The 25,901-nt window shown below is 46.2% G+C and carries 19 protein-coding genes; 9 read left to right on the forward strand and 10 right to left on the reverse strand.

The genetic code is table 11. The features are described 5' to 3' along the window. Positions 1–6: 6 nt before the first annotated feature. On the reverse strand, positions 7–723 hold the full coding sequence (locus ACFOEE_RS01215; protein WP_377120076.1) for an SIMPL domain-containing protein: 717 nt from the start codon (positions 721–723) through the stop codon (positions 7–9). Between the two features lie 246 nt (positions 724–969). Here ACFOEE_RS01215 and ACFOEE_RS01220 point away from each other — a divergent pair, with 246 nt between their 5' ends. After that, positions 970–3,639, forward strand: coding sequence for a bifunctional acetate--CoA ligase family protein/GNAT family N-acetyltransferase (locus ACFOEE_RS01220; protein WP_377120078.1), 2,670 nt, complete (start codon positions 970–972; stop codon positions 3,637–3,639). After that, the gene (locus tag ACFOEE_RS01225; protein WP_377120080.1) at positions 3,636–4,586 is read left to right on the forward strand and encodes an ion transporter; all 951 of its coding nucleotides are present in this window, start codon (positions 3,636–3,638) and stop codon (positions 4,584–4,586) included. Before ACFOEE_RS01220 ends, ACFOEE_RS01225 begins: the two co-directional genes overlap by 4 nt. Before the next feature lie 13 nt (positions 4,587–4,599). On the opposite strand, the gene ACFOEE_RS01230 is transcribed toward ACFOEE_RS01225, so the two are convergent. Together ACFOEE_RS01230 and ACFOEE_RS01235 are read right to left on the reverse strand one after the other, a co-directional pair. Then, a complete protein-coding gene (locus ACFOEE_RS01230) occupies positions 4,600–9,030 on the reverse strand; it encodes an EAL domain-containing protein (protein ID WP_377120082.1) in 4,431 nt (1,476 codons plus the stop codon). Between the two features lie 171 nt (positions 9,031–9,201). Continuing rightward, positions 9,202–9,405 carry a DUF3283 family protein gene (locus ACFOEE_RS01235; RefSeq protein WP_377120084.1) on the reverse strand — a complete coding sequence of 68 codons (204 nt, stop codon included), beginning with the start codon at positions 9,403–9,405 and terminating at the stop codon, positions 9,202–9,204. 96 nt (positions 9,406–9,501) lie between these two features. Here ACFOEE_RS01235 and ACFOEE_RS01240 point away from each other — a divergent pair, with 96 nt between their 5' ends. Continuing rightward, on the forward strand, positions 9,502–10,197 hold the full coding sequence (locus tag ACFOEE_RS01240) for a hypothetical protein (RefSeq protein WP_377120086.1): 696 nt from the start codon (positions 9,502–9,504) through the stop codon (positions 10,195–10,197). A 12-nt stretch (positions 10,198–10,209) separates the two neighbouring features. On the opposite strand, the gene ACFOEE_RS01245 is transcribed toward ACFOEE_RS01240, so the two are convergent. Then, positions 10,210–10,452, reverse strand: coding sequence for a DUF1289 domain-containing protein (locus ACFOEE_RS01245; protein ID WP_377120088.1), 243 nt, complete (start codon positions 10,450–10,452; stop codon positions 10,210–10,212). A 176-nt stretch (positions 10,453–10,628) separates the two neighbouring features. On the opposite strand from ACFOEE_RS01245, the gene ACFOEE_RS01250 reads away from it, so the two are divergent. Further along, on the forward strand, positions 10,629–12,470 hold the full coding sequence (locus ACFOEE_RS01250) for a methyl-accepting chemotaxis protein (protein WP_377120090.1): 1,842 nt from the start codon (positions 10,629–10,631) through the stop codon (positions 12,468–12,470). 17 nt (positions 12,471–12,487) lie between these two features. Here ACFOEE_RS01250 and mrcB read toward each other — a convergent pair whose 3' ends face one another. The 4 genes from mrcB to ACFOEE_RS01270 form a co-directional block, all read right to left on the reverse strand. Next, positions 12,488–14,779, reverse strand: coding sequence for a penicillin-binding protein 1B (gene mrcB / locus ACFOEE_RS01255; RefSeq protein WP_377120092.1), 2,292 nt, complete (start codon positions 14,777–14,779; stop codon positions 12,488–12,490). Positions 14,780–14,943: 164 nt separating this feature from the next. Continuing rightward, on the reverse strand, positions 14,944–16,173 hold the full coding sequence (locus ACFOEE_RS01260; RefSeq protein WP_377120094.1) for an ammonium transporter: 1,230 nt from the start codon (positions 16,171–16,173) through the stop codon (positions 14,944–14,946). A gap of 11 nt (positions 16,174–16,184) precedes the next feature. Beyond that, positions 16,185–16,523 carry a P-II family nitrogen regulator gene (locus ACFOEE_RS01265; RefSeq protein ID WP_377120096.1) on the reverse strand — a complete coding sequence of 113 codons (339 nt, stop codon included), beginning with the start codon at positions 16,521–16,523 and terminating at the stop codon, positions 16,185–16,187. Between the two features lie 198 nt (positions 16,524–16,721). Further along, positions 16,722–17,957 carry a diguanylate cyclase domain-containing protein gene (locus ACFOEE_RS01270; protein WP_377120098.1) on the reverse strand — a complete coding sequence of 412 codons (1,236 nt, stop codon included), beginning with the start codon at positions 17,955–17,957 and terminating at the stop codon, positions 16,722–16,724. A gap of 295 nt (positions 17,958–18,252) precedes the next feature. On the opposite strand from ACFOEE_RS01270, the gene ACFOEE_RS01275 reads away from it, so the two are divergent. The 5 genes from ACFOEE_RS01275 to serA all read left to right on the forward strand — a co-directional run bounded on the left by ACFOEE_RS01275 (position 18,253) and on the right by serA (position 23,050). Beyond that, on the forward strand, positions 18,253–19,779 hold the full coding sequence (locus ACFOEE_RS01275) for a S10 family peptidase (protein WP_377120100.1): 1,527 nt from the start codon (positions 18,253–18,255) through the stop codon (positions 19,777–19,779). Positions 19,780–19,909: 130 nt separating this feature from the next. Beyond that, positions 19,910–20,446: a hypothetical protein gene (locus ACFOEE_RS01280; RefSeq protein ID WP_377120102.1), complete on the forward strand. Its 537-nt coding sequence runs from the start codon at positions 19,910–19,912 to the stop codon at positions 20,444–20,446. A gap of 10 nt (positions 20,447–20,456) precedes the next feature. Then, complete coding sequence (locus ACFOEE_RS01285) at positions 20,457–21,062, forward strand: 5-formyltetrahydrofolate cyclo-ligase (protein ID WP_377120104.1); 606 nt, start codon at positions 20,457–20,459, stop codon at positions 21,060–21,062. A 77-nt stretch (positions 21,063–21,139) separates the two neighbouring features. Next, positions 21,140–21,793 carry a ribose-5-phosphate isomerase RpiA gene (gene rpiA, locus ACFOEE_RS01290; RefSeq protein ID WP_377120106.1) on the forward strand — a complete coding sequence of 218 codons (654 nt, stop codon included), beginning with the start codon at positions 21,140–21,142 and terminating at the stop codon, positions 21,791–21,793. Between the two features lie 27 nt (positions 21,794–21,820). Then, positions 21,821–23,050, forward strand: a complete 1,230-nt coding sequence (gene serA, locus ACFOEE_RS01295) for a phosphoglycerate dehydrogenase (protein ID WP_377120108.1) — start codon at positions 21,821–21,823, stop codon at positions 23,048–23,050. A gap of 388 nt (positions 23,051–23,438) precedes the next feature. Here the strand turns inward: serA and ACFOEE_RS01300 are convergent, their stop codons facing one another. Continuing rightward, entirely contained in the window at positions 23,439–24,176 is a 738-nt protein-coding gene (locus tag ACFOEE_RS01300; RefSeq protein ID WP_377120110.1) for a hypothetical protein, read from the reverse strand. A 259-nt stretch (positions 24,177–24,435) separates the two neighbouring features. Then, complete coding sequence (locus tag ACFOEE_RS01305) at positions 24,436–25,305, reverse strand: S1 family peptidase (protein WP_377120112.1); 870 nt, start codon at positions 25,303–25,305, stop codon at positions 24,436–24,438. Between the last annotated feature and the right edge of the window lie 596 nt (positions 25,306–25,901).

A 25,901-nucleotide genomic window follows, 5' to 3' on the forward strand; every position in this document is an offset into this window, starting at 1 on the left:
AGTGATTTAATCCGATAAGTAATATTCTACGCTAGTAACGACCCGCACCACTTTGATTTCAGGGGTATTACTGTCGCGTTCGCGAATACTAAACTGACCTTGGTTGGCTTGCTTGATTTTACCCAGTTTAGAATCGGAATCTTTGGCAAATTTGTCTGCCACGGCTCGGGCTTCTCGGGTTGCGGCCTGCACCATATCTGGCTTAATGTCATTCAACTGAGTAAACAGATACTCAATGCGATTGTCGTAATCGCTTTGGGTAATGGCAATTCCCTGTTTGGCTAAATCACCCAGCGCGCGCAGGGCATTTTTGACCTTGTGGGGCTGTTTGCTGTAGACCGTCATGCCTGATTTAGCCACGTAACGAAAACCACCGTCCTGCTGGCTGTATTCCTGCGCTAACTTATCAGTAATCGAAGGTGCGACGAACGACACTTCGGTATCCGCAAAGCCATTTAAGGTTAAAAACGCTTTGATGGCCTGATTTTTTTGCTCTACCCGCGCTACCAAGGCCGCTAAATCATTATCGGCGTCACGATACACCAACGGCCACAGTACCGTATCGGCCGGGAACTCTTGCTCGGCAAGGCCTTTGACCACCACAGTGCGCTCCATAGCTTTAAATGTCAGTGCGGTGTCTTTAACCACAAAGGCCGCTACAACCACAGCAACACTGAGTAAGGCTGAGGCGCCCCACCAAGTTAAACGATCATTACTATTCATTTTCTCCACCTTGGAAGTGATACCCTTGCTACGTGAAGTTACAGCGGTATTGGCTGCGCCCTCAAGTATTGTGGGTATAGATCAAATTCTTGTGCTGTTACGCTCGAAATATTCGAACAAACTGATAGAGTTAGGGTCATCCCCAGAATCTTAGGCGGATAGGCAAACCAGATCAGTATCAGCTTGATGTTTGCAAGCTTAACGCAGTAAAACTGATTTGGATATGAACAGCGAAAAGGAGCCGTCATGTCAGTTAAACGAATCAGCCAGTTTTTTAATCCGCGCAGCGTCGCTGTGATTGGTGCCTCGAATCAGGCTGGTCGCGCAGGTTACGTCGTCATGCGCAACTTACTCCAAGGCGGATTTAGCGGCCCCATTATGCCGGTTTCTCCTAAGCATCAAGCCGTACATGGCGTGCTGGCCTATCCATCCATTGCAGCGTTGCCACAGATCCCCGATCTCGCGGTGATCTGTACCAACAAAAACACCTTAACAACAATCGTGACTGAGTTAGGTGAGCTCGGCTGCCGTCACGCGGTGATCATCGCCTCTGGCCTTTCTCAGGAGCAGCGCCAGCAACTGCGCGATACCGCCAAAACCGCTAATGTGGTGTTACTTGGGCCAAATTGCTTGGGTTTGCTTATTCCGCATTTGGGGCTCAATGCCAGCTTTTCCCATACGGTAGCAAAACCGGGCAAACTTGCCTTTGTCTCGCAGTCGGCGGCGGTATGTTCGACCATTTTAGATTGGGCCGAGCAGAAAAATATCGGCTTTTCGTATTTTGTCTCGGTTGGGGATTGTATTGATATCGACTTTGCTGAGCTGCTGGATTTCCTCGGGCGGGATGCTAAAACTCAAGCCATTTTGCTGTACATCGACAATATTAACCAAGTCCGCCAGTTTATTTCCGCAGCTAGAGCCGCGGCCTTCTGCAAACCTGTCATAGCAATAAAAACTGGCCGCACTCTTGCGGGGGCGATTGCTGCGCACCACCATACCGGTGGTCGCGCCATTGATGATGCGGTGTATGACGCCATTTTCCAACGCGCCGGTATGCTGCGGGTAAACGATTTACGTGAGCTCTTCGCCGCCACGCAAACTTTGGCGCTTCATCCCAAGCTGTTGCAAGTCGAACCGCTGACGATTCTCACCAATGGTGGCGGGCCTGGAGTAATGGCGGTAGATACCTTGCAGCAAAATTCCGGCAAACTGACTCAGTTTTCTGACTCAACCTTAGCGGCACTACGCACAGCAATACCTCAGTCTGAAACGGTATTTAACCCTGTTGATATTTATGGTGACTCGTCGCCACTACGCTATCAGCAAGCACTAGAGGTACTGCTAAAAGCGCCAGAAGTACAAAATTTACTGATCATTCATACCCCTTCGGCGCTCGCCCCCAGCGAAGCTTATGCCAAAATCATCGCCGACACCTTAGATACCATACCCAAAATGGCGCGCCCGTATGTAATGACTAACTTTATGGGTGAAGAAGCCGCCTACGCAGCGCGGCGCTTGTGCGCAGAGCGTGGTATCCCGACTTATCGCACACCAGAGGGCGCAGTCGGCGCATTTATGCACCTTATCACTTATCGACGCAACCAAAAGCACCTGACACAAACCCCAGAGTCGAGTGTTGAAGATACCCTTATTCATAGCGACAGTGCCAAAGCGCTGATAAAAACCCGCTTAGCTGAAGGCCATCATCATTTATCGACTCATCTGGCCAAAGAAGTGTTGGCTCACTATGGTATTGATTGCATTGCAACCCAAGTGGCGCTGACGCCAACCGAGGCGCGGGAATGCGCAGAAGCCATGGGCTTTCCTGTAGCATTAAAACTGCTGAGCGCCAGCATTCCTTCTAAGTCACTGGTCGGTGGTGTGGTGCTTAATCTCAATGACGGCAATGAAGTGGAGCAAAACGCCTTTGCGATGCTGTTACGCATTAAAGAGTCCTTCCCCGATGCAGAAATTGAAGGCTTTTCACTACAACCTATGGCGCCAAGAGCAGGTGCAGAAGAGTTGCGTATTGCGATAAAAAGCGAAGCCAGCGTAGGGCCGGTAATTTTACTTGGCGAAGCAGGAACCGGCCTTGGTTTTGCGCAAGCCGCGGTGGCGCTGCCGCCACTCAACATGAATCTTGCCAAATACTTAATTGCGGCGGCGCATGATAAAAATGTGCTAAAAGAAAAAGCCCTCCCCAATAAGGTCGATAAATATCGCCTGTGCGCTTTACTCACGCGAGTCTCGCAATTGATTGTCGACCAGCCTGATATTGTCAGCGTTGAACTCAACCCGGTGCTTGCCAACCAAGGGCAATTTTTGGTGCTCGATGCCAGCATAGGTTTACAACGTTATAAGCCCGACCCACGGCGTAAGCGCTTGGCAATTCGCCCTTATCCAAAGGAGCTGGTGGAAACCGTGCAGCTCAAAAACGGCGTCGTCGCTACCTTGCGCCCTATTCGCCCCGAAGACGAGCGCGCCCATCAAGAGTTTGATCAATCTCTCACTAAAGAGGACAGATATCGGCGCTTTTTTGGCGAGTTACCTCAGTTCAATCACGAGCAGCTGGCCAAAATGACGCAAATCGATTACGACCGTGAAATGGCCTTTATTGTCACTGAGCCATACAAGTCAAGCTACCGAACTTTGGGGGTCTCAAGGGTATTAATGGACCCAGACAATTTAATTGCCGAATTTGCCGTGGTGGTGCGCTCTGATTGTCAGGGTTTAGGGCTTGGCACCATTTTGCTGTCTGCTGCCATCAATCACTGTCGTAAACAAGGTGTGCAATATATTGAAGGGATCACCTTACCTGAGAATAAAGGTATGATAGAGCTTGCGCGACGTCTTGGCTTTGCCATCAGTCGTGACTTTGAAGAAGGCACCATCCACATGAAACTGCCATTACAATGAATAGCCAAAAACCACTTCGAACTGTTATCGCGCATATCTTTGAAGGTGCGCAGCCGTACAGCAAAATAGGCAAAGCGCTGGATATTTTCCTTATCTGCCTTATTTTGCTCAATGTTGTTGCCATCGTGCTCGAGTCTGTCGCAACTCTCCACCAGCAATATAGTACGTGGTTTCTAACTATAGAGCTGGTGTCTGTAGCGATTTTTACGCTCGAATATCTACTGCGATTGTGGTGCTGTGTAGATAAAACGGAATATCTAAATGATGACAGTAGTGCCAAAAAACGTCTTAAGTACTTTTTTACACCATTAGCGCTGATTGATTTACTGGCTATTTTGCCAACTTGGCTGATGATGTTCTTCAGTCTCGACTTGCGCTTCTTACGGGTAATTCGCTTACTGCGGATCTTCAAACTCACCCGCTACTCTCGCGCTATGCAGCTATTATTGGAATCTTTTAAAGAAGAACGCAGCTCACTGCTGGCGGCATTCTTCATTATGAGTGTGGTGATGATCCTCGCAGCCTGCGGGATTTACTTATTAGAGCACGATGTGCAACCGGATAAATTTGGCTCTATTCCGCAAGCGATGTGGTGGGCGCTGGTAACGTTAACCACAGTTGGCTATGGCGATGTCGTGCCCATTACGGCGGGTGGCAAATTATTTGGTGGCCTTGTCACAGTACTGAGTATGGGCATGGTGGCTATCCCCACAGGTCTGTTAGCATCGAGTTTTGCCGACCAAATGCGTAAGCGCCGTGAAGCCTTTCAAGAGGCGGTATTACATAGTTTAATTGATGGTGAACTCACTCTTGATGAGCGCGAGCACCTTGAGCATTTGCGCGTCGAGCTTGGCCTAAGTCATATGGAAGCCAATAAAGCCATCAAATTTATCACCAGCCAACGCGTCCATGACGTTTATTGCCGCCACTGTGGGCAGCGGCTTTAATCCACCAGCAGCGTTACACGGGGTGCAGTGTATGCTGCCAATCACGCGCTAAAAGCGCTGCCACATCATCGCCAGCAATCGCGGGACTGAACAAGAAGCCTTGGAAGTAATCACAGCCAAGGCTTTGCAAGTAAGCCAGCTGAGTGGCGTTTTCCACGCCTTCTGCAACGCAACGCTTACCCAAATTATGCGCTAACATCACGATAGAGCGCACAATTTCTCTATGGTGGCGACTGCTGCTATCGAGCTGCATGACAAAGCTGCGGTCAATCTTCAACACATCGATTGGGAAGGTCTGTAAATAGGTTAAAGATGCGTAACCTGTGCCAAAATCGTCCATCAATAGCCTACATCCCAGCGCCTGTAATTGTTGCATTACCGCAATAGCATGGCTGGTGTCGGCAAGTAACACAGATTCTGTGATCTCAAATGCCACGGCTTCCCCCTGCACTTGCAGCTGCTTTAACAGCTGCGCGATTGACGCAACTAAGTCAGGCACTTGGAAATCATGTGCAGATAAATTCACCGAAATATACAAATGCGGATGGCTCACATGCCAGCTTTTCAGCTCAATCAGCGCGCGTTCCAGCGTTTGTAAGCTGATCCGCGTAATAAGCCCTGTGTGTTCTGCGGTTTTTGCTAGTTCCTCAGCGGAAAACTGGCAATCTTGTGGCCAGCGCAACAACACTTCAAAGCCGTCTATTTGGTTGCTGTTGGCGTTGATAATCGGCTGATAATGGTTACTAAATGCGCCCTGATTCACTGCACTGTATAGCGCTTTTTCTATCTCGGCAGCACGCATCACACGCTGGTTCATTTCTTCTTTAAAGAATTGATAATTACTGTGGTTACGCTGCATCGCATGGTTGAGCGCCAACCCAGACATTTGCAGCAGTTGGATAGCATTGTCACTATCTTCTGGGTAAACCGCAACACCAATACCAAGCACCAGATTGATCTCATGACCTGAAACATGACAACCTTGGTTAAAGCGCGCGATCACACGCCGACAAAAACGGAGCACGCGATTGTCATCGAGCACCTGTTCCATCAGCACATAGAACTCTTTCTGGCTGCTTACTGCGAGGCTATCATGCTCTTGCAGCTCTTCTTGCAAAAGTGCCACAATGCAGGCCAACACGTTTTGATATACGCTTGGGCCATAGAGCTGGGCAATATGCTGGAGCCGTTTAAAATTGAGCGATAACACTGCGATTGGCAAATGCGTACGTGCCCCTTGCTCAATAGCATGTTGGATCCTATCAACAAACAAAGTCCGGTTGGGTAAACCAGTAAGCACATCATAATTGGCTAATTGATAAAGCTCTTGCTCAGCGCGTTTTTGTTCTGTGATGTCGGTCATAACCACAACGTAACTGACTAAATCGGTATTATCGCTCGCCACCGCACTGACTTTGATCAATGCCTGACGGGTTTCACCATTTTTTAGCGTTAAGGCTTCTTCCGCGCTAAACAGTTCACCTTGTTGAAGCTGGCTAATGGCCTTAATATATTGCATTCGCGTTTGGCGACTTAAACCTAAGGTTAGGCTAGTGCTTGATAACGGTACTTCCGTCATCCCAAACGCTTGTTGCAATGCAGAGTTACATGCACGCACCCGCAGCCGTTTATCAAGAATAAACACCCAATCGCGGGTTTGTTCAAACGCCGCACCAAACACTCGAGCACGCTCTTCAAACACCCGCTCTCTGGTCAAGTTGGTATAAGTGCCAGCCACAGTTAGCGGACTGTGGCCTTGCCATTCCATCACTTTGCCAAAGTCTTTGTACCAACGCCAATGGCCTTCACTATCCCGCAAACGATAAGTGCAGTTAAAATAGCCCTTTTGGGTAGAAACAAACTCCAGCCACTCAAGGCGGAACAATGCCTTATCCTTGGGATGGATCTTCGCAAGATATTCATCTAAGGTCACGTTTTCATGCGGGTAACCCAGTTCACTGCGAAAACGCGGCTGATAGATAAGACTATTTTGCGCTTGCCAATCCCACACCCCAGAATTACTGCCTTCCAGAGCGAGTTTAAGCCTCGCCTCACTGTGCTGAGTTTCACGATGCGCTTTAAGCAATAGTTGTTGAATGCGGTTGCGCCGTACTAACCAAATGCTCACTAACAAAAACAGCACCGCAATATAGGAGGCAATCGCAAGTGGCGAGCGCCATTTCGGATACAGCACTTCAATATCCAGTTTAGCCGGTGGTGTGTACTGGCCTGTGAGTGGGTCTTTTGCCCACACTTTGAGCTCATAAAGGCCAGGATTCAGCTTAGGAAACAGCACCCGCTGGTTATTGCGGCTATAGGTCTTCTGCCCACCTGAGATCTGATATTCATAAACAATGCGATCTTGATAGTTAAACGCCATTGCGGAAAACACCACTTCCAAGCCAATGTCGTCATGATTGAGGGTAATATGCCGGAATTTCTTCAACCCTTGCTGGCGAATATCCCGCGACATCAGCTGTACCGAGGTGATATTAACTTGCTTGACCAGCGGTATTTTGGGGTTATTGTCACTCGGCAGAAAACTGGTAAAACCTTGTACTGAGCCATACACCAAACGACCATCGGCCAGTCGGGTGGAGGCTTCGCCATTAAACTCGTTGGCCACCAAACCATCTTGAATAGAAAACTGCTGAAAATGCAGATTGTCCGGGTCGAGCCGCCAGATCCCTTTATGGCTGCTCATCCAGATCATGCCCTCATCATCCATGTTCATGCTATACATCAGCGTGCCAAGGTTGTTTTTCTCCAGATCTATCGTATAAACGTGCTCGTAGCCATCTGCAGTCAAGCCAAGCAACCCGAAGTTAGTTAACGACAACCAAAGAATATTATTTCTATCAATAATATAAGAGTTTACAGCAATGCCTAAATGCTCACTTGCTCCTGGCACACTGTATATTTTAATGAGTTTATTGGCCTTAGGATCATAACGAGACAAAGTACCGCTGGTGAAAAACAACGGTTGCTCAGGATGGGTTGCCAATGGCTTGAAAAAGCCATGAGCTAAAAATGGGTCGGCATTATTAAAGTCACCAGAAATATCGGTCAACACCTGACGATTAATATCGTACACATACATACCTTTCTCAGCATGCACAAAATACAACAGACCATTAGGCAGTAACTCGACTCCCGAGACCCTATCTTGTAAGATTTCATTGTGGGTGGCATCTTGGCTGGTTGGCCGCCGCAAAGTTTCGCTGACTGGGTCAAAAATAAACAGTCCGCGCATCCCGCTAAGCCAAATTTTACCTTGGTATGGCATGAGTTTATAAATCACAAACTCAGGAAAATAGGTTTCTCCTAAGTAACCTTTGTACAACACTTTAGCTGTGTTCGTTTGTGGGTCGTAACGGGTTAGGCCGTCTTGGGTAGCCACCCACAAGTAGCCGTTAGCTTCAGTGATGTCCCAAGTATTCGGATGAGAAAACTCCCCCGCACTTAAAGTTTGGTTGTTTACATTAGTGAATTTGCCCTGCGGTTTTGGTAAATAAAACGCTCCGTCGGTTCTGGAAGCTAACCATAAACCACCATTATGATCCCGCACTAAATTAACAATGCTCGGGTCAACCAAGGTATATTGAGACTTGCTCAAGCGCGTATCAGCGTTCAGCTCGCCAGTTACCCAGTTATAATGCATTAACCCTTTGTCAGTGCCCATGACCAGCCCATTTGGCTCCGCTAACATGTGCCAGATATTCAGCTCAGGGAATAAGGTTTTATGTGCGAACGGACGTTTATCATCATCCATCAACTCGGCAAGATTGCTGATGTCGATTTCATACAACCCTTGTACCGCACCAAGCAATAAGGTTTGCGCGTCTTTAAAATAAAACGACTTAGTGTTGTTTTGATAAGGATGTTCAATATTATCAAGATGGTTTATGGGCCTAAACTTGCGGCTACTTTGTTGGTAAACAAAGGCTCCCATTTCGGCAGTGGCAATAAAAATATAATCGCCAAAAACCTGTAATTGCCTCACGGTTGCGGGTTCACCATCACTTGGCAATGTTATTAATGTCGTGATTTCGCCGCTGGCAATATTCAGCACTAACACATCTTGACTGCGACCAAGCAACATGTGTTGCTCATCCAGCATAGTCATTTGATAAACTGGTTTAGTTCTGAACTCCTCCTCTGTCACTGGCGCAGTCATATACTGGCGGTATTGATCTGTTTTCGGGTCGAAACTAAATAACCCAGCAATAGTAGAGGTGATCCAAATTTTACCTTGGCTATCAAGATAAATACGGTCAATATTGGCTTCAGCTAACTCGCCGTCAGGCCCATCCACTTTGAGTACTTGATAGCCGTCATAACGATTTAAACCACCTTCGGTAGATAGCCACAAGTAACCGTCCTCATCTATCACTAAATCGCGGACATAGCTTTGTGATAACCCTTCGTTTGGGGATAAGCGCATAACCTCTGCCCGCGCTGAAATTGAGCACAGAGAAAGCAATAAAAACAAGGACAGGAGTAGCCTGAAGTGAGCCAAAATCATCTGAAGTTATTTAACAAATCTTGCACAGTTGTTGCAACAATACCATGCTTTACCAGCCATTAGCTATTAATTGCGCAGCAGTTGCTGCTATCACGCTAGCATCAAAGCCAAATAGTATTCAAAGCGTTGCTTAAGCGTAGCTTGCTCAGACAAAGGCCGAGCATGGATAGCATCATAAACCGCTTCTCGGCTATTCTTACCACGTTTGATTTGATACGCCCAAAATGAAGCTTCGTAGTCGAGCTGAATTTGATATTTTTCTGCGCGCGGCAATAAACAGAGATTATAACGCATGCTGCTCCTATTTTTCTTTTTAACAATGATCAGTGCTTGCACCAAGCACAAAAGACGGTTACTTTGTGCGCATTTTCATACAAAGGAAGATCTCTGGTGAAAACGGCGTTATTCGCTTGGTTATTATTGCTCAGTATCGGAGTGCCTGCAGCCACCCCTACTACGTCGCCTATGCTCTTCAACCAATCCGCTGATACACCACAATCGCGTTACGCTATCGAGTTAATGACGCAAGTATACCAAAATCTGGGTATCGGCAGTAAATTGATCGATTTTAATTACCAAAGTGTTTTAGTCGCAGCCAATGAAGGGATCCTTGACGGCCAGTTAGCTCGGGTTGCCAGTGTTGCTACGCAATATCCTAATTTAATTCAAATTCCCGTACCACTGTTTAGTTTTCATCTTACCTTAGTCAGCAGCTGTAAAACCTGCACACTCGCACAACTACCCAATTTAGTTGTGGTAAGTGGCTATCCCGTAATTGAAAGCTACCTTGCTGAGCATCCCTATCCGGGTCAGCTGGTCGAAGTACAAAATATCTCAACCCAGTTAAATTTACTGCACCAAGAAAAAATCAGTGCAGCCCTTATGCTCGACTTTCATGTTTCTGCAACGCAGTATGACCGACTTCAAGCTAAATGGTCATTTCGTTATCTAAAACATATTGATACATATCACTTTGTGCATAACAAGCATCAAGCTTTGGTGCCAGCGATAACCGCTGAGCTGCAACGTCTTAAAGACGATGGCACCATGGCACAACTACGCGCAAAACATGGTTTTCCTGATTAAATATCAACTCGCCTAAAAATCAAAGCCTGCTTGTTCGTGGTCTGAATCGACAGCCCCCTGTTGCTGGCGCTGCAAATAACGTTTGTAGCGCTGCTGGCACAGCACTATCACATGGCGCTTTTGTTGATCTGTCATGGTATTCCACGTAAAACGCTCTTCTCGGCTACGGTAGCACCCTTTGCAGTAGCCGCGGTTATTCACCTGACATATACCACGGCATGGACTGGGGATCTCAAATATTTCTATCTGTTCCATGCACTCAACCTAATTTCTTCTACACTTTCAGTTTACGTCGCCCAAGCGGAAATTAAAATGTCGATATGGCGGTGTATTTTCTCATCTTGCAGTTAAGGGTGAATAGTTTCCACCCATTTAACGGTCTTTCTTAACTTGATTGACAGCTAACGACAACCCAGTCCTAAAGGTTAAGTATGCAAAGTATCTCTTGGTTTATCACTCCCGCCGTCACCCTAATGGGACGTTTACACTATAAACACAAAATGGCGACTGTATTTGGCATTTTGCTTGCACCACTGCTACTTAGTTTGTTTTACCTCAATGCCAGTTTGAGCCAAGAGATCCGCCGTCTTGAGCAACAACGTTTAGGGATAGCAAGCTACCCCGCCTTACTCGAAGGCTTATTACAAAACCGCCAAACCGTGACCTTACCCACTGGGCTACAGCAACAATTGGCACTGACTGCAAGCATGCCAACCGACCTGTTAGAAGAAGTCTCACTCAAAGCGTTACTTGCCGTTGACCATATTACCGCCCGCAGTTACCTCAATCGTGCGATCGTTGAATCTTTACCACGTCTATTAGAAGAGTGGCAAACTTTACGAGGCGCAGCGAACCAAGTACTGCAACAAGGTCAATTCTCGCCAGAGAGCTTTATTACCCTTTCCAATGCCAACAAAGCATTGCCTATTTTACTCAGCCAATTCGCAGCTAAAATTCAAATCGTGCAACAAAGTAAAGAATACCCAAACCTGAGTGCACTCAGCATCCGCGCGCTTAGCGACAGCTTTAATCAGCTAAGTACAGCTGTAAAACAAAAAATGCTGGAACCGGATGCGCTACAGCTCAGCCAGTCTCAGTTCGCGACTTTAAATCAAACTATTAATAATGCGGTGGAGGCTTTTGCCCAAGCGGCAATCCCAGCTATGCAGCAAGCATTCACTGAAGAACACGCCAGACTGCAATTTATCCAGCGTTTGGTACTATGCGCGTCGCTTTTGTGTTTAGGGTTGGCTTTGTATCTGATGGCGGGCTTTTACTTGGCGGTTCTGTCAGCTTTACGCCACTTCTCACACGCTGCAACCCAAGCTGCGCAAGGGTCACTTATCAGTCGAGCGCAAACTCAAGGTAATGATGAATTGACCGCCAGCGTCAAGCAATTCAATCAGCTTTTAGCCACCTTCAATGCGTTACTGAAAGATGTACATCGCAATAGCGACCATGTCACCCAATCAGGTGCCGGTCTTAGTCAATTAAGTAGCGCAACTAAACAAGATGTCAGTCAACAGCAGCAGAAATTACACACCATTTATCAGGCCCTACACCAACTTAATGATGCAGCTACACAAGTACTCCATTCAGCGCATGATGCACAACGACTGGCAGCGCAAGCAGGTGAGGAAGTCAGTGCAGGCAATCACAATATGCAGCACTTAGCGCAGCATATGACGCGTCTACAAGGTGAGTTCAGTCAGAGTCAGCAGGCACTAGATAAACTCGCGCGAGATGCAACAAACATAGGTAAAGTCAGCCAAGCTATCAGTGAAATAGCCGAGCAAACCAACTTATTGGCACTGAATGCCGCCATTGAAGCCGCGAGAGCTGGTGAGCAAGGCCGCGGCTTTGCCGTGGTAGCCGACGAAGTGCGGATGTTGGCAAAACGGACCCAGCAGCAAACCGCAGAGATCCATAATATTATCGCGTCGTTACAACACGCCTCGACGGACACTCAGCAAAAAATGCAGCAAAGTGTCAAACAAATGCAAGAAGGGGTTGCGGCGGCACTAGCCACCAAAGAAGTGTTAGAAAAAGCGCAAACTAGCATGCTGGAAATTCGCACCCAAGGCGAGCAAATCACTTTACTGGTGGAACAACAAAAGGCAGCAACCCAACATGCCTTGGCTGACGCCCAAGACATCAGCCAAGCGGCGGAGCACACCTTGGCATCCGCCGAGGCCACTTTACAAAATGTCGCGGAGCTCAATACGGTGGCACACACCCTACAAAGCCAAGTTGCAAAATTCCGCCTTGATTAAGCGTTAACCGTGAGCGGTTAGCGTCGATTACAACGCGGTTTGGGGTCAAATTGTGAAGCGCGGATCGGTAACTGCAACACAGTGCCGCAACCGGGTGGCGCTTGCTGCCCAGTTTCGGTATTCACAAATGCCCATTTGATCCCCGCAGGGCGCTCATCCGCAATTGCCTCTGGGTTAAGCTGTTTCAAATATCGAATATACAACTCTAACGCACCAACCGCGCCGGTTAAGCCGGTGCTTTTGTTATCGTCCCGCCCGACCCAAGTTACCGTTACAGTGTTTTGATCAAATCCAGCATACCAACTATCACGCAGATCGTTACTGGTGCCGGTTTTACCCGCTAAGACCAGTGATGGAAAGTGCGCGTTCACTCGCTTCGCTGTGCCATCTTTGGTGACCCGTTTCATGGCATATTTGGTCATATATGCCGCTTCAGCTGAAAAACGCGGCTCAGCACTTGGGTTGTGTTCATACAACACTTTACCCACCGCATTGGTAATGGCAGAAATCGCCGTCAGCGGTCGATATACACCATCATTGGCAAGCGTGGCATACATTTGTGCCACTTCATAACTCGATAGTTCTAATGATCCTAACAGCAATGACGGATAACGCGGAATGCTTTGCGTAACGCCCAATTGCTGCAAAGTATCAGCGATATTATCCACCCCAAGCCGCATCCCGACATTCACCGCTGGAATATTAATACTTTGGCTAAATGCTTGATAAAGCGGCAAGCTGCCACGGAACTTATGGTCGAAGTTCTCTGGTTCCCAAGTCATACCTTGGCTATCTGAAACCCGAATCGGTGAATCATCCAGTAATGTGGCCAAACTATATTCAGAGCTTTCCAGCGCATTTAAATACACCGCTGGTTTCACCAATGAACCTATGGTGCGACGAGCATCAAGCACGCGGTTGTAGCCCGAAAATCGCATATCGCGACCCGCCACCAGCGCCGACACCCCACCTTTAGCAAGATTGACTGAAATCATCGCTGTTTCTAGCTCAGCCACGTCTGCACGCTTTTCCAAATAAGGTAACGCAGCTTCAACTGAGCTTTCCATCGCTGCTTGTTTTTGCAATTCGAAATAGGTGAATACCCGCACTCCACCGTTGATTACATCACCATCAGGAATACGTCTTTCCAGTTCACGCTGCACTAGCTCTAGGTAGCCCGGATAAGCCTGATGTAAGCTCTTTTTCAACGGTTGGATCTTTATTGGACGCGCCAGCGCTTGACGATATTCGTTGGTGCTGATCAGTGCATTTTCCGCCATTAGGCGCAATACCAAATCGCGGCGCTCCATCACACGCTCAGGATAACGACGGGGATTGTAGTACGACGGCCCTTTAACCATAGCCACCAATAGCGCCATCTGATCAAACTCAAGTTCATCAACGGGTTTCGCAAAATAAAATTCAGCCGCCAATCCCATACCGTGGACACCTTGATTATGCGCTTGGCCTAAATACACTTCGTTGAGATAGGCCTCAAGAATTTCGTCTTTGCTGTACCTAAAGTCCAAGATCAACGCGATAAACGCCTCGTTTATTTTACGCACTAAAGTACGTTCACGACTTAAATAAAAGTTCTTGGCCAACTGCTGCGTTAGGGTACTTCCGCCTTGTACGGTGCGGCCCGCTTTAAGATTGGTATAAAAGGCACGTAAAATTGCCACCACAGAGACGCCATGATGCTCATAAAATTGGCGGTCTTCTACCACTAGCAAAGCATCTCGCAACGTTTTCGGGAACTTGTCGAGCGGCACAAACTCGCGGTCTTGTTGGCTTTCGTTACCAATCCGGGCAATTTGCATCGGCTCTAAACGGGCAAACGATAATTCTTTGCCCGCGGCATTGGTAATACGGGTTAATTTCTGCCCCGCAAAATATAACGTAAACTGAGTGGCTTCTTCTGCGCCATCGTAAAACTCAAAAGCACGCCGTTTTATCGTGATGGTGCGCCCTTGTTTTACAAATTGGCCAGTGCGGCTAATGCGGTTCACCGCCGAATAATTAAGGCGATTCAGTTCCCACAGCACCTCCTGCTCAGACAAATATTGATCAGGATAAAAGCCCATAGCTCGGGCATAAACCTGCACAGGAAGCTGCCACTTATTGCCTTCAAACTGACGCGAGACTTTGGCATCAAGATAAATCACATACAAACCAACAGCTATTAAGGTGGCGAGCATACTTTTCCAAACAAAACTCCACAACGCTCTGAATACTCTTTGTTTTAGAGTTGAGGTTGGCGTTGTCGTTTTAGTTGAACTTGAAGGAGATTTGGAAGGTTTGCCTGCCATTGTGATGTCGTCTGCCCGCGCTGCTATTTTTTAGCAGTCTAACATAATCTAAGCAGATTAACCCGCGCTGAAACCGCAGCAACTTAAACCACAAAAATGAAAAAAGCCCGACGCAAGGTACGGGCTTTATCGTTACGAACAACCAATTCGATTACTAGACTAAATCAATTACCACGCACAGTGACAAACTCGGGGTAAGCATCGATGCCACAGTCATGTTGGTCCATGCCATTGATCTCTTCTTCTTCACCCACGCGGATCCCCATAGTTTGTTTCAGCACAGCCCATACCAGCAGTGAAGCGACAAACACAAAACCTAGGATTACCACTAAACCAATAGCTTGATTAACAAAAGTCGCATCCGAGTTTGAGAATGGCACCATCATGATACCAAGGGCACCGCACACGCCATGTACTGAAATCGCACCCACTGGGTCATCAATTTTCACTTTATCAAGATAAACAATGCTAAGTACCACTAACGAACCGCCCAATGCACCCAGTAATACTGAGAATAACGGCGTTGGTGAGGCTGGCTCTGCGGTGATAACCACTAAGCCCGCCAAGGCACCGTTTAAAATCATGGTTAAATCCGCTTTGCGCCACAGCACTTTACACACGATGAGCGCAGCAATCGCGCCAGCTGCCGCCGCAGCGTTGGTGTTAAGCATAATTTGGCTTACCGCAGTGGCATTTTCTTTATCAGATAGCAACAACTGTGAACCACCGTTAAAACCAAACCAGCCCATCCACAAAATAAAAGTACCTAAAGTTGCAAGCGGTAGGTTAGAGCCAGGAATAGGATACACTTCACCGTTTTTGCCATATTTGCCTTTACGCGCACCTAGTAAGATCACCCCAGCCAAAGCAGCTGCGGCACCTGCGCCATGAACAATGGCAGAGCCTGCAAAATCGACAAAGCCAAGTTTAGATAAAAAGCCACCACCCCAAGTCCAAAAGCCTTCTATTGGGTAAATAATGCCAGTCATCACCACTGAAAATGCCAAGAAAGCCCATAGTTTCATGCGCTCAGCAACCGCGCCTGATACGATTGACATCGCAGTTGCAACGAACACCACTTGGAAGAAAAAGTCAGATTGCAAAGCATGATTCGCGTCATCCGTTTGCACGCCAATCAAGGCGCCAAAGCTTGGCACTAAGCCGCCCTCTACGTTGTCAACGTACATAATGTTGTAGCCAATCAAGAGGTACATAGTACAAGCAATGGCGTACAGGCAGATATTTTTGGTCAAAATCTCTGTGGTATTTTTCGAGCGCACTAAACCTGCCTCTAACATGGCAAAACCAGCTGCCATCCACATTACCAACACCCCAGAAATTAAAAAGTAAAAGGTGTCTAAAGAAAATTTTAATTCGACTATGGTATTTTCCATGCTGCAGCCCCTTATATCGCTTCTTCGTCGAGTTCGCCGGTACGGATCCGCACCACTTGGTCTAAGTCATACACAAAGATCTTGCCGTCACCAATTTTGCCGGTACTTGCCACTCGGGTAATGGTTTCTACGACGCGCTGACAGTTTTCACTACGCGTGGCAATTTCTAATTTGATTTTTGGAATGAAATCGACTTGATATTCTGCGCCGCGATACAGCTCAGTATGGCCACGTTGGCGACCAAAACCTTTTACGTCGACCACTGTCATCCCTTCAATTCCCAAATCCCCCAGCGCTTCGCGCACCTCATCCAATTTAAATGGTTTTATTATTGCACTTATCATTTTCATGGTTGGTCCCCTTAGGACATGCGTTATCCTGTTGTTAATGGGAGTAATCCAACCTTTGTGCCAGTATTTTTATTTATTACTATTCAGTTAGTTAGGATAAAACATTGAATTTTGCACAAAAAAAACGCACCTTATTGGTGCGCATTTGCAAGATTTGGTCAAATGTGGTGCAGCGGATTGCAACGCCGCGCTGGCAAGCTAGTCGTGGGCGCTCACTACGCAATTGCGGTTCTTCGCTTTGGCCGTATAGAGTGCCCTATCGGCTGCGCGCATCACTTCACTGAGTGAATGCGAATAGCAAGTGGCAAGGCCAATACTTATGGTACTGCGGTAGGATGCACCATTAAGCGCAAACTCAAAATCGGCAAAACGCTGACGAAAATCATCAAACACTTGCTTGGCGTTTTCTAGGTCATATCCACGCAATACCACCGCGAACTCTTCACCGCCGATACGCGCTAACACATAGCGGCCAAAGGCACTTTTCAGTAGCTCAGCAACTTGTCTGAGGATTTCATCACCACCGAGATGACCATACTCATCATTGATACGTTTAAAATGATCGATATCCAACAGCGCCAAAACATGCTGGCCACTGTTAGTGCGCAGTAAACGTTCCGTTTGTTGATAGAAATAACGACGATTGTAAAGCCCAGTCAAGTGATCCCGATAGGCACAATCTTTGATTTCCGCATAGAGATTAAGCTGCTCCATAGTCTGCATCACGCGACAATGGAACTCCTCATTCATAAATGGCTTCGCAAGAAAGTCATTGGCGCCGTACTTTATAAACTTGGCCGATAAACCATGACTGCCCGCGCCAGATAAACCTATGATAGCTAAATCGTCACGGCCACGAGAATTGCGCACCGCTTTAACGAGCTCAAAGCCATCCATCACAGGCATGGCAAAATCGGTCAGTAACAGCTTAATATCAGGATGCGCTTCCAAAATGCTCAGTGCTTCATGCCCATCCGTTGCTTCCATTACTTCGAATAGCTGTTTTTCAAGCATTTGTCGCATCACCACGCGGCTAATCACCGAATCATCAGCTATTAATGCCTTACAACCCTGATTACGGAGCAACTGCGCAATCAACTTAACCGCGTAAAGGTAAGAATCGCGGTTGTCTTTGATCACGTAGTCCACCACGCCCATTTCTAGCATTTGCTGGCGACTGTATTCATCAATTTTTGACGTCAACACCACAGTTGGGATTTGATGCGCTAAGGTCAGTTTGACCACTTCGGCATCGGCGGCATCAGGCAAAGTTAAATCCACCAGCGCCAAAGTATATTCGTGACGAGCTAAATACTGCATGCTCTCCTGCAGTGACCAAGCAAAATCTAGGGTCACTTGCAAATGCTGGCTGGCGAGATGGCGCAATACCTGCTGTACAACTTTACTGTCTTCTACAATCAAGACTCTTTGCATAGAAAGGGGCTCTTCAAACTTCGAGAGAAAGATGGCAGATCCAAGGAACTGATAAGATCAATACTTTCATACTACCGACATAAGTATGAAATATACTGGAATTCTGTTACAAAAAAAACACACATAGGCGAGAATACCACCAATTTGGGTAAAATTTAAGACTTAACGGATGAATTTCTACCTCATCCCGTGATTAGTCAGCAGTAATTGTTTATTAGCCTCAATCGTTTTGCTATTTACCACACTTTTCACTTTAATGATTGCCATCCCTCCTGTTATTTTGGAAGACACAATAATGAAAAAGCTTGCGCTCGCAATCGCGGTTTGCCTTGGTTCAGCTGCGTTAACTTTGCCTGCTACCGCGGCAGAAAAAACCTCTGATCACAATATTGCCATTGCTATCGACAATAAAGTGGTCACAGAACATAAAGCGACAATTAACGGTGAAAAACTGACCTACACCGCCACCACTGGCACTCAACCAGTTTGGGACGAAGAAGGTAAAGCCATTGCGACTTTGCACTATACTTACTATGAAAAAAACAAAGTCAGTGACAAAAGCCAGCGCCCGCTAGTTATAAGCTTTAACGGCGGCCCAGGTTCAGCATCGGTGTGGATGCACATCGCTTATACCGGCCCAAAAGTGCTTAAAATTGATGACGAAGGCTATCCAGTTCAACCTTATGGTTTAACCGAAAACCAACACTCCATTTTAGATGTGGCCGATATCGTTTACGTTAACCCAGTGAATACCGGTTACTCGCGCGTCTTACCGGGTGATGACGGTAAACTGCCAAGCAAAGATAAGCAAAAGGCGCTGTTTTTTGGTGTGAACGCCGACATCAAATACCTTGCTAGCTGGCTTAACACCTTTATCAACCGTAATAACCGAGCGCTATCGCCTAAATTCTTAATTGGTGAAAGCTATGGCACCACGCGCGTTTCTGGGCTTGCCCACGAATTACAAAATGAGCAATGGATGTACTTAAACGGCGTGATCTTAGTCTCTCCTACCGACATAGGTATTGAGCGTGATGGCCCCGTTGATGCAGCCAACCGCCTACCGTACTTTGCTGCAACCGCTTGGTATCACAAAGCGTTAGAAGCTGACTTACAACAGCAAGATTTACTACCGCTCCTAAAAGAAGTTGAAGATTTTACCCTCAATAGTTATTTACCAGCGCTTGCCAAAGGCGGCTTCTTAAGTTTGCAAGAGAAGCAACGCATCGCCAAGCAAGTAGCAAAATACAGCGGGCTATCAGAAACTTACGTATTACAAAATAACCTTGATATCCCAACAGCGTCATTTTGGAAAGAGCTGCTGAGAGACCGAGGCTACACTGTTGGCCGACTTGATTCGCGCTATTTAGGTATCGACGGACGTGATGCCGGTGATAAGCCAGACTACTGGCCAGAACTGACCTCATGGTTGCATAGCTTCACTCCAGCTATTAACTACTACTTACGTGAAGAGCTTAATTATATAACCGACGTAAAATACAATATGTTCGGTAACGTGCACCCTTGGGACAGAACCAACAACCGCACAGGCAAAGACTTACGCCTTGCAATGGCACAAAACCCGTATCTCAAAGTGATGATCCAATCCGGCTATTATGATGGCGCCACCAACTATTTTGATGCCAAATATACGCTTTGGCAGCTAGATCCAAGTGGCAAAATGCAAGACCGTTTATCATTCAAAGGTTATCGCTCAGGGCATATGATGTACTTGCGTCGCCCAGATTTAGCCGAAGCCAATCAAGATATCCGCGAGTTTATTGATAGCGCCTTACCAAAAGGTAAGTCAGCCAAATACTAAGCTTTACTTTTAGGGCTGTGTTAGCACAGCCCTTGTCCTTCAATTAATCTTAAAAATTCCCGCTAAAAGCTCTACAGCCAGCAAATTTTGGGTATACTCAAGGCATTAGCAATTTAAGTAGGATGTTGTCATGACCGATAAATACCGCGTCATGTTTGTTGGATTAGATAAAGGCATAGAGCAAGAAGTGGCTATCACGCGAGTTGCAACCAAACTTGCTATTCCAGAAGCCAAAGCCAGTACGTTTTTCGCCAATAAAGCCTTATTTGCACCTGCCGACAAAGAAAAAGCCCTCAAGCAAGTGAAACTCTTCGCCTCTATGGGCATTCAGGCCAAACTCCAGCTTCTCAACGACGCAAACAGCCAAACTACTAAAAACGACCGTGATGAACGTTTGTTTGAAGCGCTAGATTACATCACCAGCAGCTTAATTCGCCTTGAAGAACGTTTGGATGATATTGAGCAAAAACTTGCCAACAATAAACCAGCCGATCCAGAAATCGAAGAAGAAGATTGGCAAGACGAAAGCTATTTAGAAGAGCTCGACTTTGAACCAACGCCAGTCAAACGCTCCCCTATGATGTTATACAGCCTGGTCACCGCAGCAGTATTGCTCATCGTGCTACTGGTGCTGACATTAGTTTATCCTGATTTACTCAACTTCTGACGAGACCAACTTGAATAATTTTAACGATCAGAAAAGTATTCGTCAGTCCATCCGTCTAGAGATCCGAGAAAAGCGCCGAAATCTGCAGGCTTGCGAACAAAGTGCTGCTGCAAATTCTCTCAAGTTGAATTTCTTTCAACATATAAAAACCCCAAAAAACGCCCGTATTGGGTGCTATTTAAGCAATGATGGAGAGCTTGACACTTCCCTTTTAATTCAAGAGCTTTGGCACAAAAACCTACAGGTTTTCATGCCTGTTATCCACCCCTTTTCTGGCACTACTTTGCTGTTCCAGTCCTATGAAAAAAATTCACCCATGACCACAAACCGCTATGGTATCTTGGAGCCCAAGTTGAATTGCCAAGACATTTGCCCGCTTGCGGAGCTCGATGTTTTGCTATTGCCGTTGGTCGCGTTCGACAAGCACGGTAATCGCATGGGAATGGGTGGCGGCTACTACGACAGAACATTAGCCCGCTATTATCAAGAGCATTGGCGTACGCCAAAACTCATTGGCCTTGCCCACGATTGTCAACGTGTTGATACCCTGCCAACCGCAGCGTGGGATGTACCGCTACAAGCCATTCTCACACCAACACAATTTTATTGCTGGTAAGTCATTTGCGGGTCTCATTTTCGCGCTAACTTGAGTATACTGACGCGACTATTGACAACGATTAAGTGTGACTCGCAATGACCCAAGATGAAATGAAAAAAGCCGCTGCCTGGGCAGCGTTAGATTACGTTAAAGAAGACAGCATTGTTGGTGTAGGCACAGGCTCTACTGTCAATCACTTTATTGATGCACTTGCGACTATCAAAGACAAGATCCGTGGCGCGGTTTCAAGCTCGGAAGCATCAACCACCAAGCTTAAAGCCTTGGGTATTGAAGTGTATGAACTTAACGATGTGGATTGCCTTGACGTGTACATCGACGGTGCCGACGAAATTAACAGCAGCAATGAAATGATCAAAGGCGGCGGCGCAGCCCTGACCCGCGAGAAAATCGTTGCCGCAGTAGCAAAGCAGTTTGTGTGCATCGTTGATAGCAGCAAACACGTACCTGTGCTTGGCGGCTTCCCGTTACCGGTAGAAGTTATCCCTATGGCACGTAGCTACGTTGCCCGTGAGTTGCTCAAACTCGGTGGCGACCCAGTTTATCGCCAAGGTGTAGTCACAGATAACGGCAACGTTATTTTGGATGTACACGGATTACAAATTCAAGCGGCGAAAGAGCTGGAAACAACTATTAATCAAATCGTAGGTGTCGTAACCAACGGTTTATTTGCGGCACGAGGCGCAGACATCGTGATCACGGGCACACCAGAGGGCCCAAAAATTAACTAGCATATTTGCTAAAAAGTAGGATAAGTCATGAGTAAGGTATCGTTAGCAAAAGACAAAATTCGCATCCTTCTACTTGAAGGTCTGCACCAAAGCGCAGTAGAAACACTTAAGCGCAATGGCTATAGCAACATTGAGTATGTCAAAACGTCCTTACCAGAGGAAGAACTTATCGAACGCATCAAGGACGTGCACTTTATTGGTATTCGCTCGCGTACCCACTTAACCGAGCGAGTACTCCAAGCCGCTGAAAAATTAGTTGCTGTTGGCTGTTTTTGTATCGGCACCAATCAGGTTGATTTACCCGCAGCGCGCATTCGCGGTATTGCGGTGTTTAATGCACCGTTTTCAAACACGCGTTCAGTAGCAGAACTGGTGCTAGGTGAAATTCTTCTATTGTTACGCCGTATTCCAGAGCGTAATGCCATGGCTCATCGTGGTATATGGCAAAAAACCGCTATCGGCTCTTATGAAGCGCGTGGCAAAACTTTAGGTATTATCGGCTACGGTCATATCGGTACTCAGCTGGGTATTATGGCGGAAAACATCGGCATGAAAGTCGAGTTTTACGATATCGAAGATAAGCTGACGCTCGGTAACGCGGTGCAAGTACAAAACCTTACTCAGCTGCTACAACGCGCAGATGTCGTGAGCCTTCATGTGCCAGAAACGCCACAAACTAAAAACCTCATTGGCACTGCTGAGTTAGAAGTCATGAAGCAAGGCGCAATACTGATTAACGCCTCACGCGGCACTGTTGTCGATATCGCTGCGCTTGCTGAAGCGCTGCGCGAAAAACGTATTTCTGGTGCGGCAATTGACGTATTCCCTGAAGAGCCAAAATCAAATGAAGAAGAGTTTATCTCGGCCTTACGTGAGTTTGATAATGTGATCTTAACACCGCACATTGGTGGTTCAACGCAAGAAGCCCAAGAAAATATCGGGATTGAAGTAGCGGGTAAACTCGCCAAATACTCAGACAACGGTTCATCACTAAGTGCCGTGAACTTCCCTGAAGTATCACTGCCAGAACTCTCTGGTCGCAGCCGCTTACTGCACATTCACTACAACCGCCCAGGTATTCTAACGCAAATCAACCAAGCATTTGCCCAGCACGGTATTAACATCGCCGCGCAATACCTGCAAACCGACGAAGCCATTGGTTACGTGGTTATCGATGTCGACAGCGACCACTCAGAAGTGGCACTAAAAGAACTGAGCGCAGTAGAAGGCACCATCCGCGCCCGTATTCTGCACTAATCAAGATACACCTTAAAACGGGCGCACAGCCCGTTTTAAGTCAATCCACAGACCAAGCTTTGCGCTTCTAGCCTTACTAAGTGATCTCCAAATACAAAATTGCTGCGCGGTGAGTTGATAACACAGTGCGTCTAATCAATAGTGCCCTAACTCCGCATCACAGTACCGAAATGGTAGAACAGCAAAAGTGTTGATGTGATCTCTGCCAATTAATAAATTTACTTTACAAATTTAAAGCTCCACATTACCTAAAGCTTGAAAAGCTTTGGCTGGATAATTAGCTTTAGCGAACACGGTGGATAGCTTTTTTGCCAGATTCGGGCGATGATAACGCTGCAATAAGCATTTTAGTCCGATCTTAATTTTTTTGTCATTGGATATGCGAAAGTTATACCGAATTCTTAACTAAGCGACTATATCCAATTAAGTAACTTACTAAATGTGTAAATATGTCATGATACAGATTCAAACGGCAGTCATCACTTATAGGTCTTTCAAGTAAATAAACTTTATCGTGCAGCACGAATTGCTGAAAGAACTCCTTATGTTTTAATTTATCATTATTAACACCTGACCTGTCGATGATTTTTTTTGAAAATTCATCGAAGTTCTTAACATTACCCTGTACATGAACAATTTGATGTCTCAATTGCTCTATCATCAAAAGAGCAACTTTGAGGTTGATCCTTGATACAGTGGTTTTTTCAGCTTTTTCTATTTGGGGGTACTTTGAACTAAAGAATGAAAGAGAAGTACTTAAATAATTCTTATTTGTTTTTTGACTAACTAGCAACACATGAGAATCGAAGATGTATTTCTCAAACCACTCGTATGCTTGCGTAAGAAGCCAACAATATTGGCTATTTTTTTGCCACAACGTTAACTTTTTCAATTCTTCAACTGACGTTTGGCGAAAAGCATACTTTTCGAGTTCGCCAGTAAAAGGATCATAATAGCCGAAGGCGTCACGGCTGATAATTTTTAAGGGGGAATTATTAGATTCGTATTCATTCAACAAGTCAAATTCACGTTGAAATGAGTTATTAATGACTCGCTGCATCAACGCAATATTAGCCATATTTTTTAATAAGTCTTCATAATATCCAGCGATGAGTTGGTAACTCAAATCTTCCCCCTATCCTATAACAACGCACATAAGCACTTCCTTGGTTGAGTATCTTGCTAAATTGCGTTTAACAAATTCCTAATGTGTTTAGTTAAATTGCTAACCATTTCCACACATGCCCTTGAGAAAATAGGGTAGCATCTTTCATTTTTCACACTGACAAAGACTGTATCAATTCGCTCAATCGCGATAGTGTCAGTGGTAGAAGTTTGCTCCTCTCATTGATGCCTAAAGGTATTCAATAGCTTACTAATCGCCTTTAGTCTACTGATGTAAGACTAATTGATGCGCAAATATTGGGGAGATTCTCAGGTGTCATACCTGCTTGCAGAAATCCATCTGACGAACTTAATTTGGCTCGCTCTAATTCATCTGCCGACATCACCTTGTCTATCCAATCAACGTGAGTTGAGACCCGCGTGTAGAGCTCTTTAACACCATATTCTCCAACATCTTTAAACCATGAATCCACCCTAGAACTAACGCCGAGCAGGTAATAGCCATCATCTTCTTTTATATAGGCAGGGCCTCCGCTATCACCGTTGCCAGAGACACCCTCAAGTTCAAGCCCTTGTTGGCCTGCTTCAAAAACGAATCTAAGGTCAGAATTTGTTACCGCTACAACCTTATTTTTCGCCTTACGCAATATCCCGTTATTGTCTTTATAGCTTACCGTCTCACCAGTTAACCCAGTACCCGTGCCGCCACTGCCAATAAACCATACCTCTTTATCTCGTTCATCCTGACTGCGATACAGTTTCGCTGGCTGTACACTAAGTACAGGCGCTTTTAGTCTGATAAGTGCTAGATCGTTTTCTTCACCTAGTTCATAAGACGGGTAGCTGTACCTAGCCGCCACTTCGATCATTTCATTACCAACTCGAATAAACTGCCCCTCACTCAAACAAAAAACAGTATGTGCTGCAGTCAGAACCCATTCTGGTGCAATTAATGTTCCGTGCACACCGATATTGTAAAACGTCGCAAGTGGCGGAAAATCATCTTTAACAGCGAGATAGCTGTCAACTGGCTTATCGTGACGAATGACTATCGCTAAAGCACTGGACGTTAATACCAGATTGGCTATTAACACTGCGCTTAATCTTTTCAAATATGAGTTTTTAGACATTTTTCGTATTACTGTGGCGGTAGATTTTCATAAGAATGCCACACAATCTTGTGTAGTTTTATTGTTAATTGTAAGAAATATTGTATTTATTTCGGATACTTAACCAGCAAGCCCTTATGCTATTCCAGAGTTTTCGTGCAAACATTCGTCCAATTTTTGAATAGCGAGGCAATTGACTCAGCATCAGTCCTATCTTTCTGGGAACCTGAGATTTAATCATTTGAAAAGCTGTTTCGAGATTTTAAAAATGGAATTTCCGCGTACAGCATCAGCACCGCTTCGTAGCGACCTGATTTCTTGAACTTGTTATGGAATGTATAAAGCAAAAAACCCGCACATTGAGCGGGTGTGACGTGCAGGATGCACGAATGCCGTGGTGCTAGGATGCGGCCCTCTGTAGGTGCCTGGAATGGTCCGGCTGCGCTACGCTTGCGCTCCTCGGACTGCGAAGCCCTGCTTCAGTTCCTCGTCTCCCTACTTGAAAGTCGGCCAATCTCTAAACACGCAATAAATAAAAAGGCCTCTCCAGTTGGAGAGGCCTTTTTATTTAATTAGGTGCCTGGTAATGTCCTACTTTCACATGGCAGCTGCCACAC

This window comes from Pseudoalteromonas fenneropenaei, from assembly GCF_042643375.1.
Classification (GTDB): Bacteria; Pseudomonadota; Gammaproteobacteria; order Enterobacterales; family Alteromonadaceae; genus Pseudoalteromonas; species Pseudoalteromonas fenneropenaei.

What these genes read in the sequence shown, in the direction of transcription:
- ACFOEE_RS01305 (WP_377120112.1), bottom strand. Translation starts at nt 25,305, where the DNA reads ATGTCTAAAAACTCATATTTGAAAAGATTAAGCGCAGTGTTAATAGCC.
- ACFOEE_RS01220 (WP_377120078.1), top strand. Translation starts at nt 970, where the DNA reads ATGTCAGTTAAACGAATCAGCCAGTTTTTTAATCCGCGCAGCGTCGCT.
- rpiA (WP_377120106.1), top strand. Translation starts at nt 21,140, where the DNA reads ATGACCCAAGATGAAATGAAAAAAGCCGCTGCCTGGGCAGCGTTAGAT.
- serA (WP_377120108.1), top strand. Translation starts at nt 21,821, where the DNA reads ATGAGTAAGGTATCGTTAGCAAAAGACAAAATTCGCATCCTTCTACTT.
- ACFOEE_RS01275 (WP_377120100.1), top strand. Translation starts at nt 18,253, where the DNA reads ATGAAAAAGCTTGCGCTCGCAATCGCGGTTTGCCTTGGTTCAGCTGCG.
- ACFOEE_RS01260 (WP_377120094.1), bottom strand. Translation starts at nt 16,173, where the DNA reads ATGGAAAATACCATAGTCGAATTAAAATTTTCTTTAGACACCTTTTAC.
- ACFOEE_RS01265 (WP_377120096.1), bottom strand. Translation starts at nt 16,523, where the DNA reads ATGAAAATGATAAGTGCAATAATAAAACCATTTAAATTGGATGAGGTG.
- ACFOEE_RS01230 (WP_377120082.1), bottom strand. Translation starts at nt 9,030, where the DNA reads ATGCGCTTATCCCCAAACGAAGGGTTATCACAAAGCTATGTCCGCGAT.
- ACFOEE_RS01270 (WP_377120098.1), bottom strand. Translation starts at nt 17,957, where the DNA reads ATGCAAAGAGTCTTGATTGTAGAAGACAGTAAAGTTGTACAGCAGGTA.
- mrcB (WP_377120092.1), bottom strand. Translation starts at nt 14,779, where the DNA reads ATGGCAGGCAAACCTTCCAAATCTCCTTCAAGTTCAACTAAAACGACA.
- ACFOEE_RS01225 (WP_377120080.1), top strand. Translation starts at nt 3,636, where the DNA reads ATGAATAGCCAAAAACCACTTCGAACTGTTATCGCGCATATCTTTGAA.
- ACFOEE_RS01215 (WP_377120076.1), bottom strand. Translation starts at nt 723, where the DNA reads ATGAATAGTAATGATCGTTTAACTTGGTGGGGCGCCTCAGCCTTACTC.
- ACFOEE_RS01235 (WP_377120084.1), bottom strand. Translation starts at nt 9,405, where the DNA reads ATGCGTTATAATCTCTGTTTATTGCCGCGCGCAGAAAAATATCAAATT.
- ACFOEE_RS01280 (WP_377120102.1), top strand. Translation starts at nt 19,910, where the DNA reads ATGACCGATAAATACCGCGTCATGTTTGTTGGATTAGATAAAGGCATA.
- ACFOEE_RS01250 (WP_377120090.1), top strand. Translation starts at nt 10,629, where the DNA reads ATGCAAAGTATCTCTTGGTTTATCACTCCCGCCGTCACCCTAATGGGA.
- ACFOEE_RS01245 (WP_377120088.1), bottom strand. Translation starts at nt 10,452, where the DNA reads ATGGAACAGATAGAAATATTTGAGATCCCCAGTCCATGCCGTGGTATA.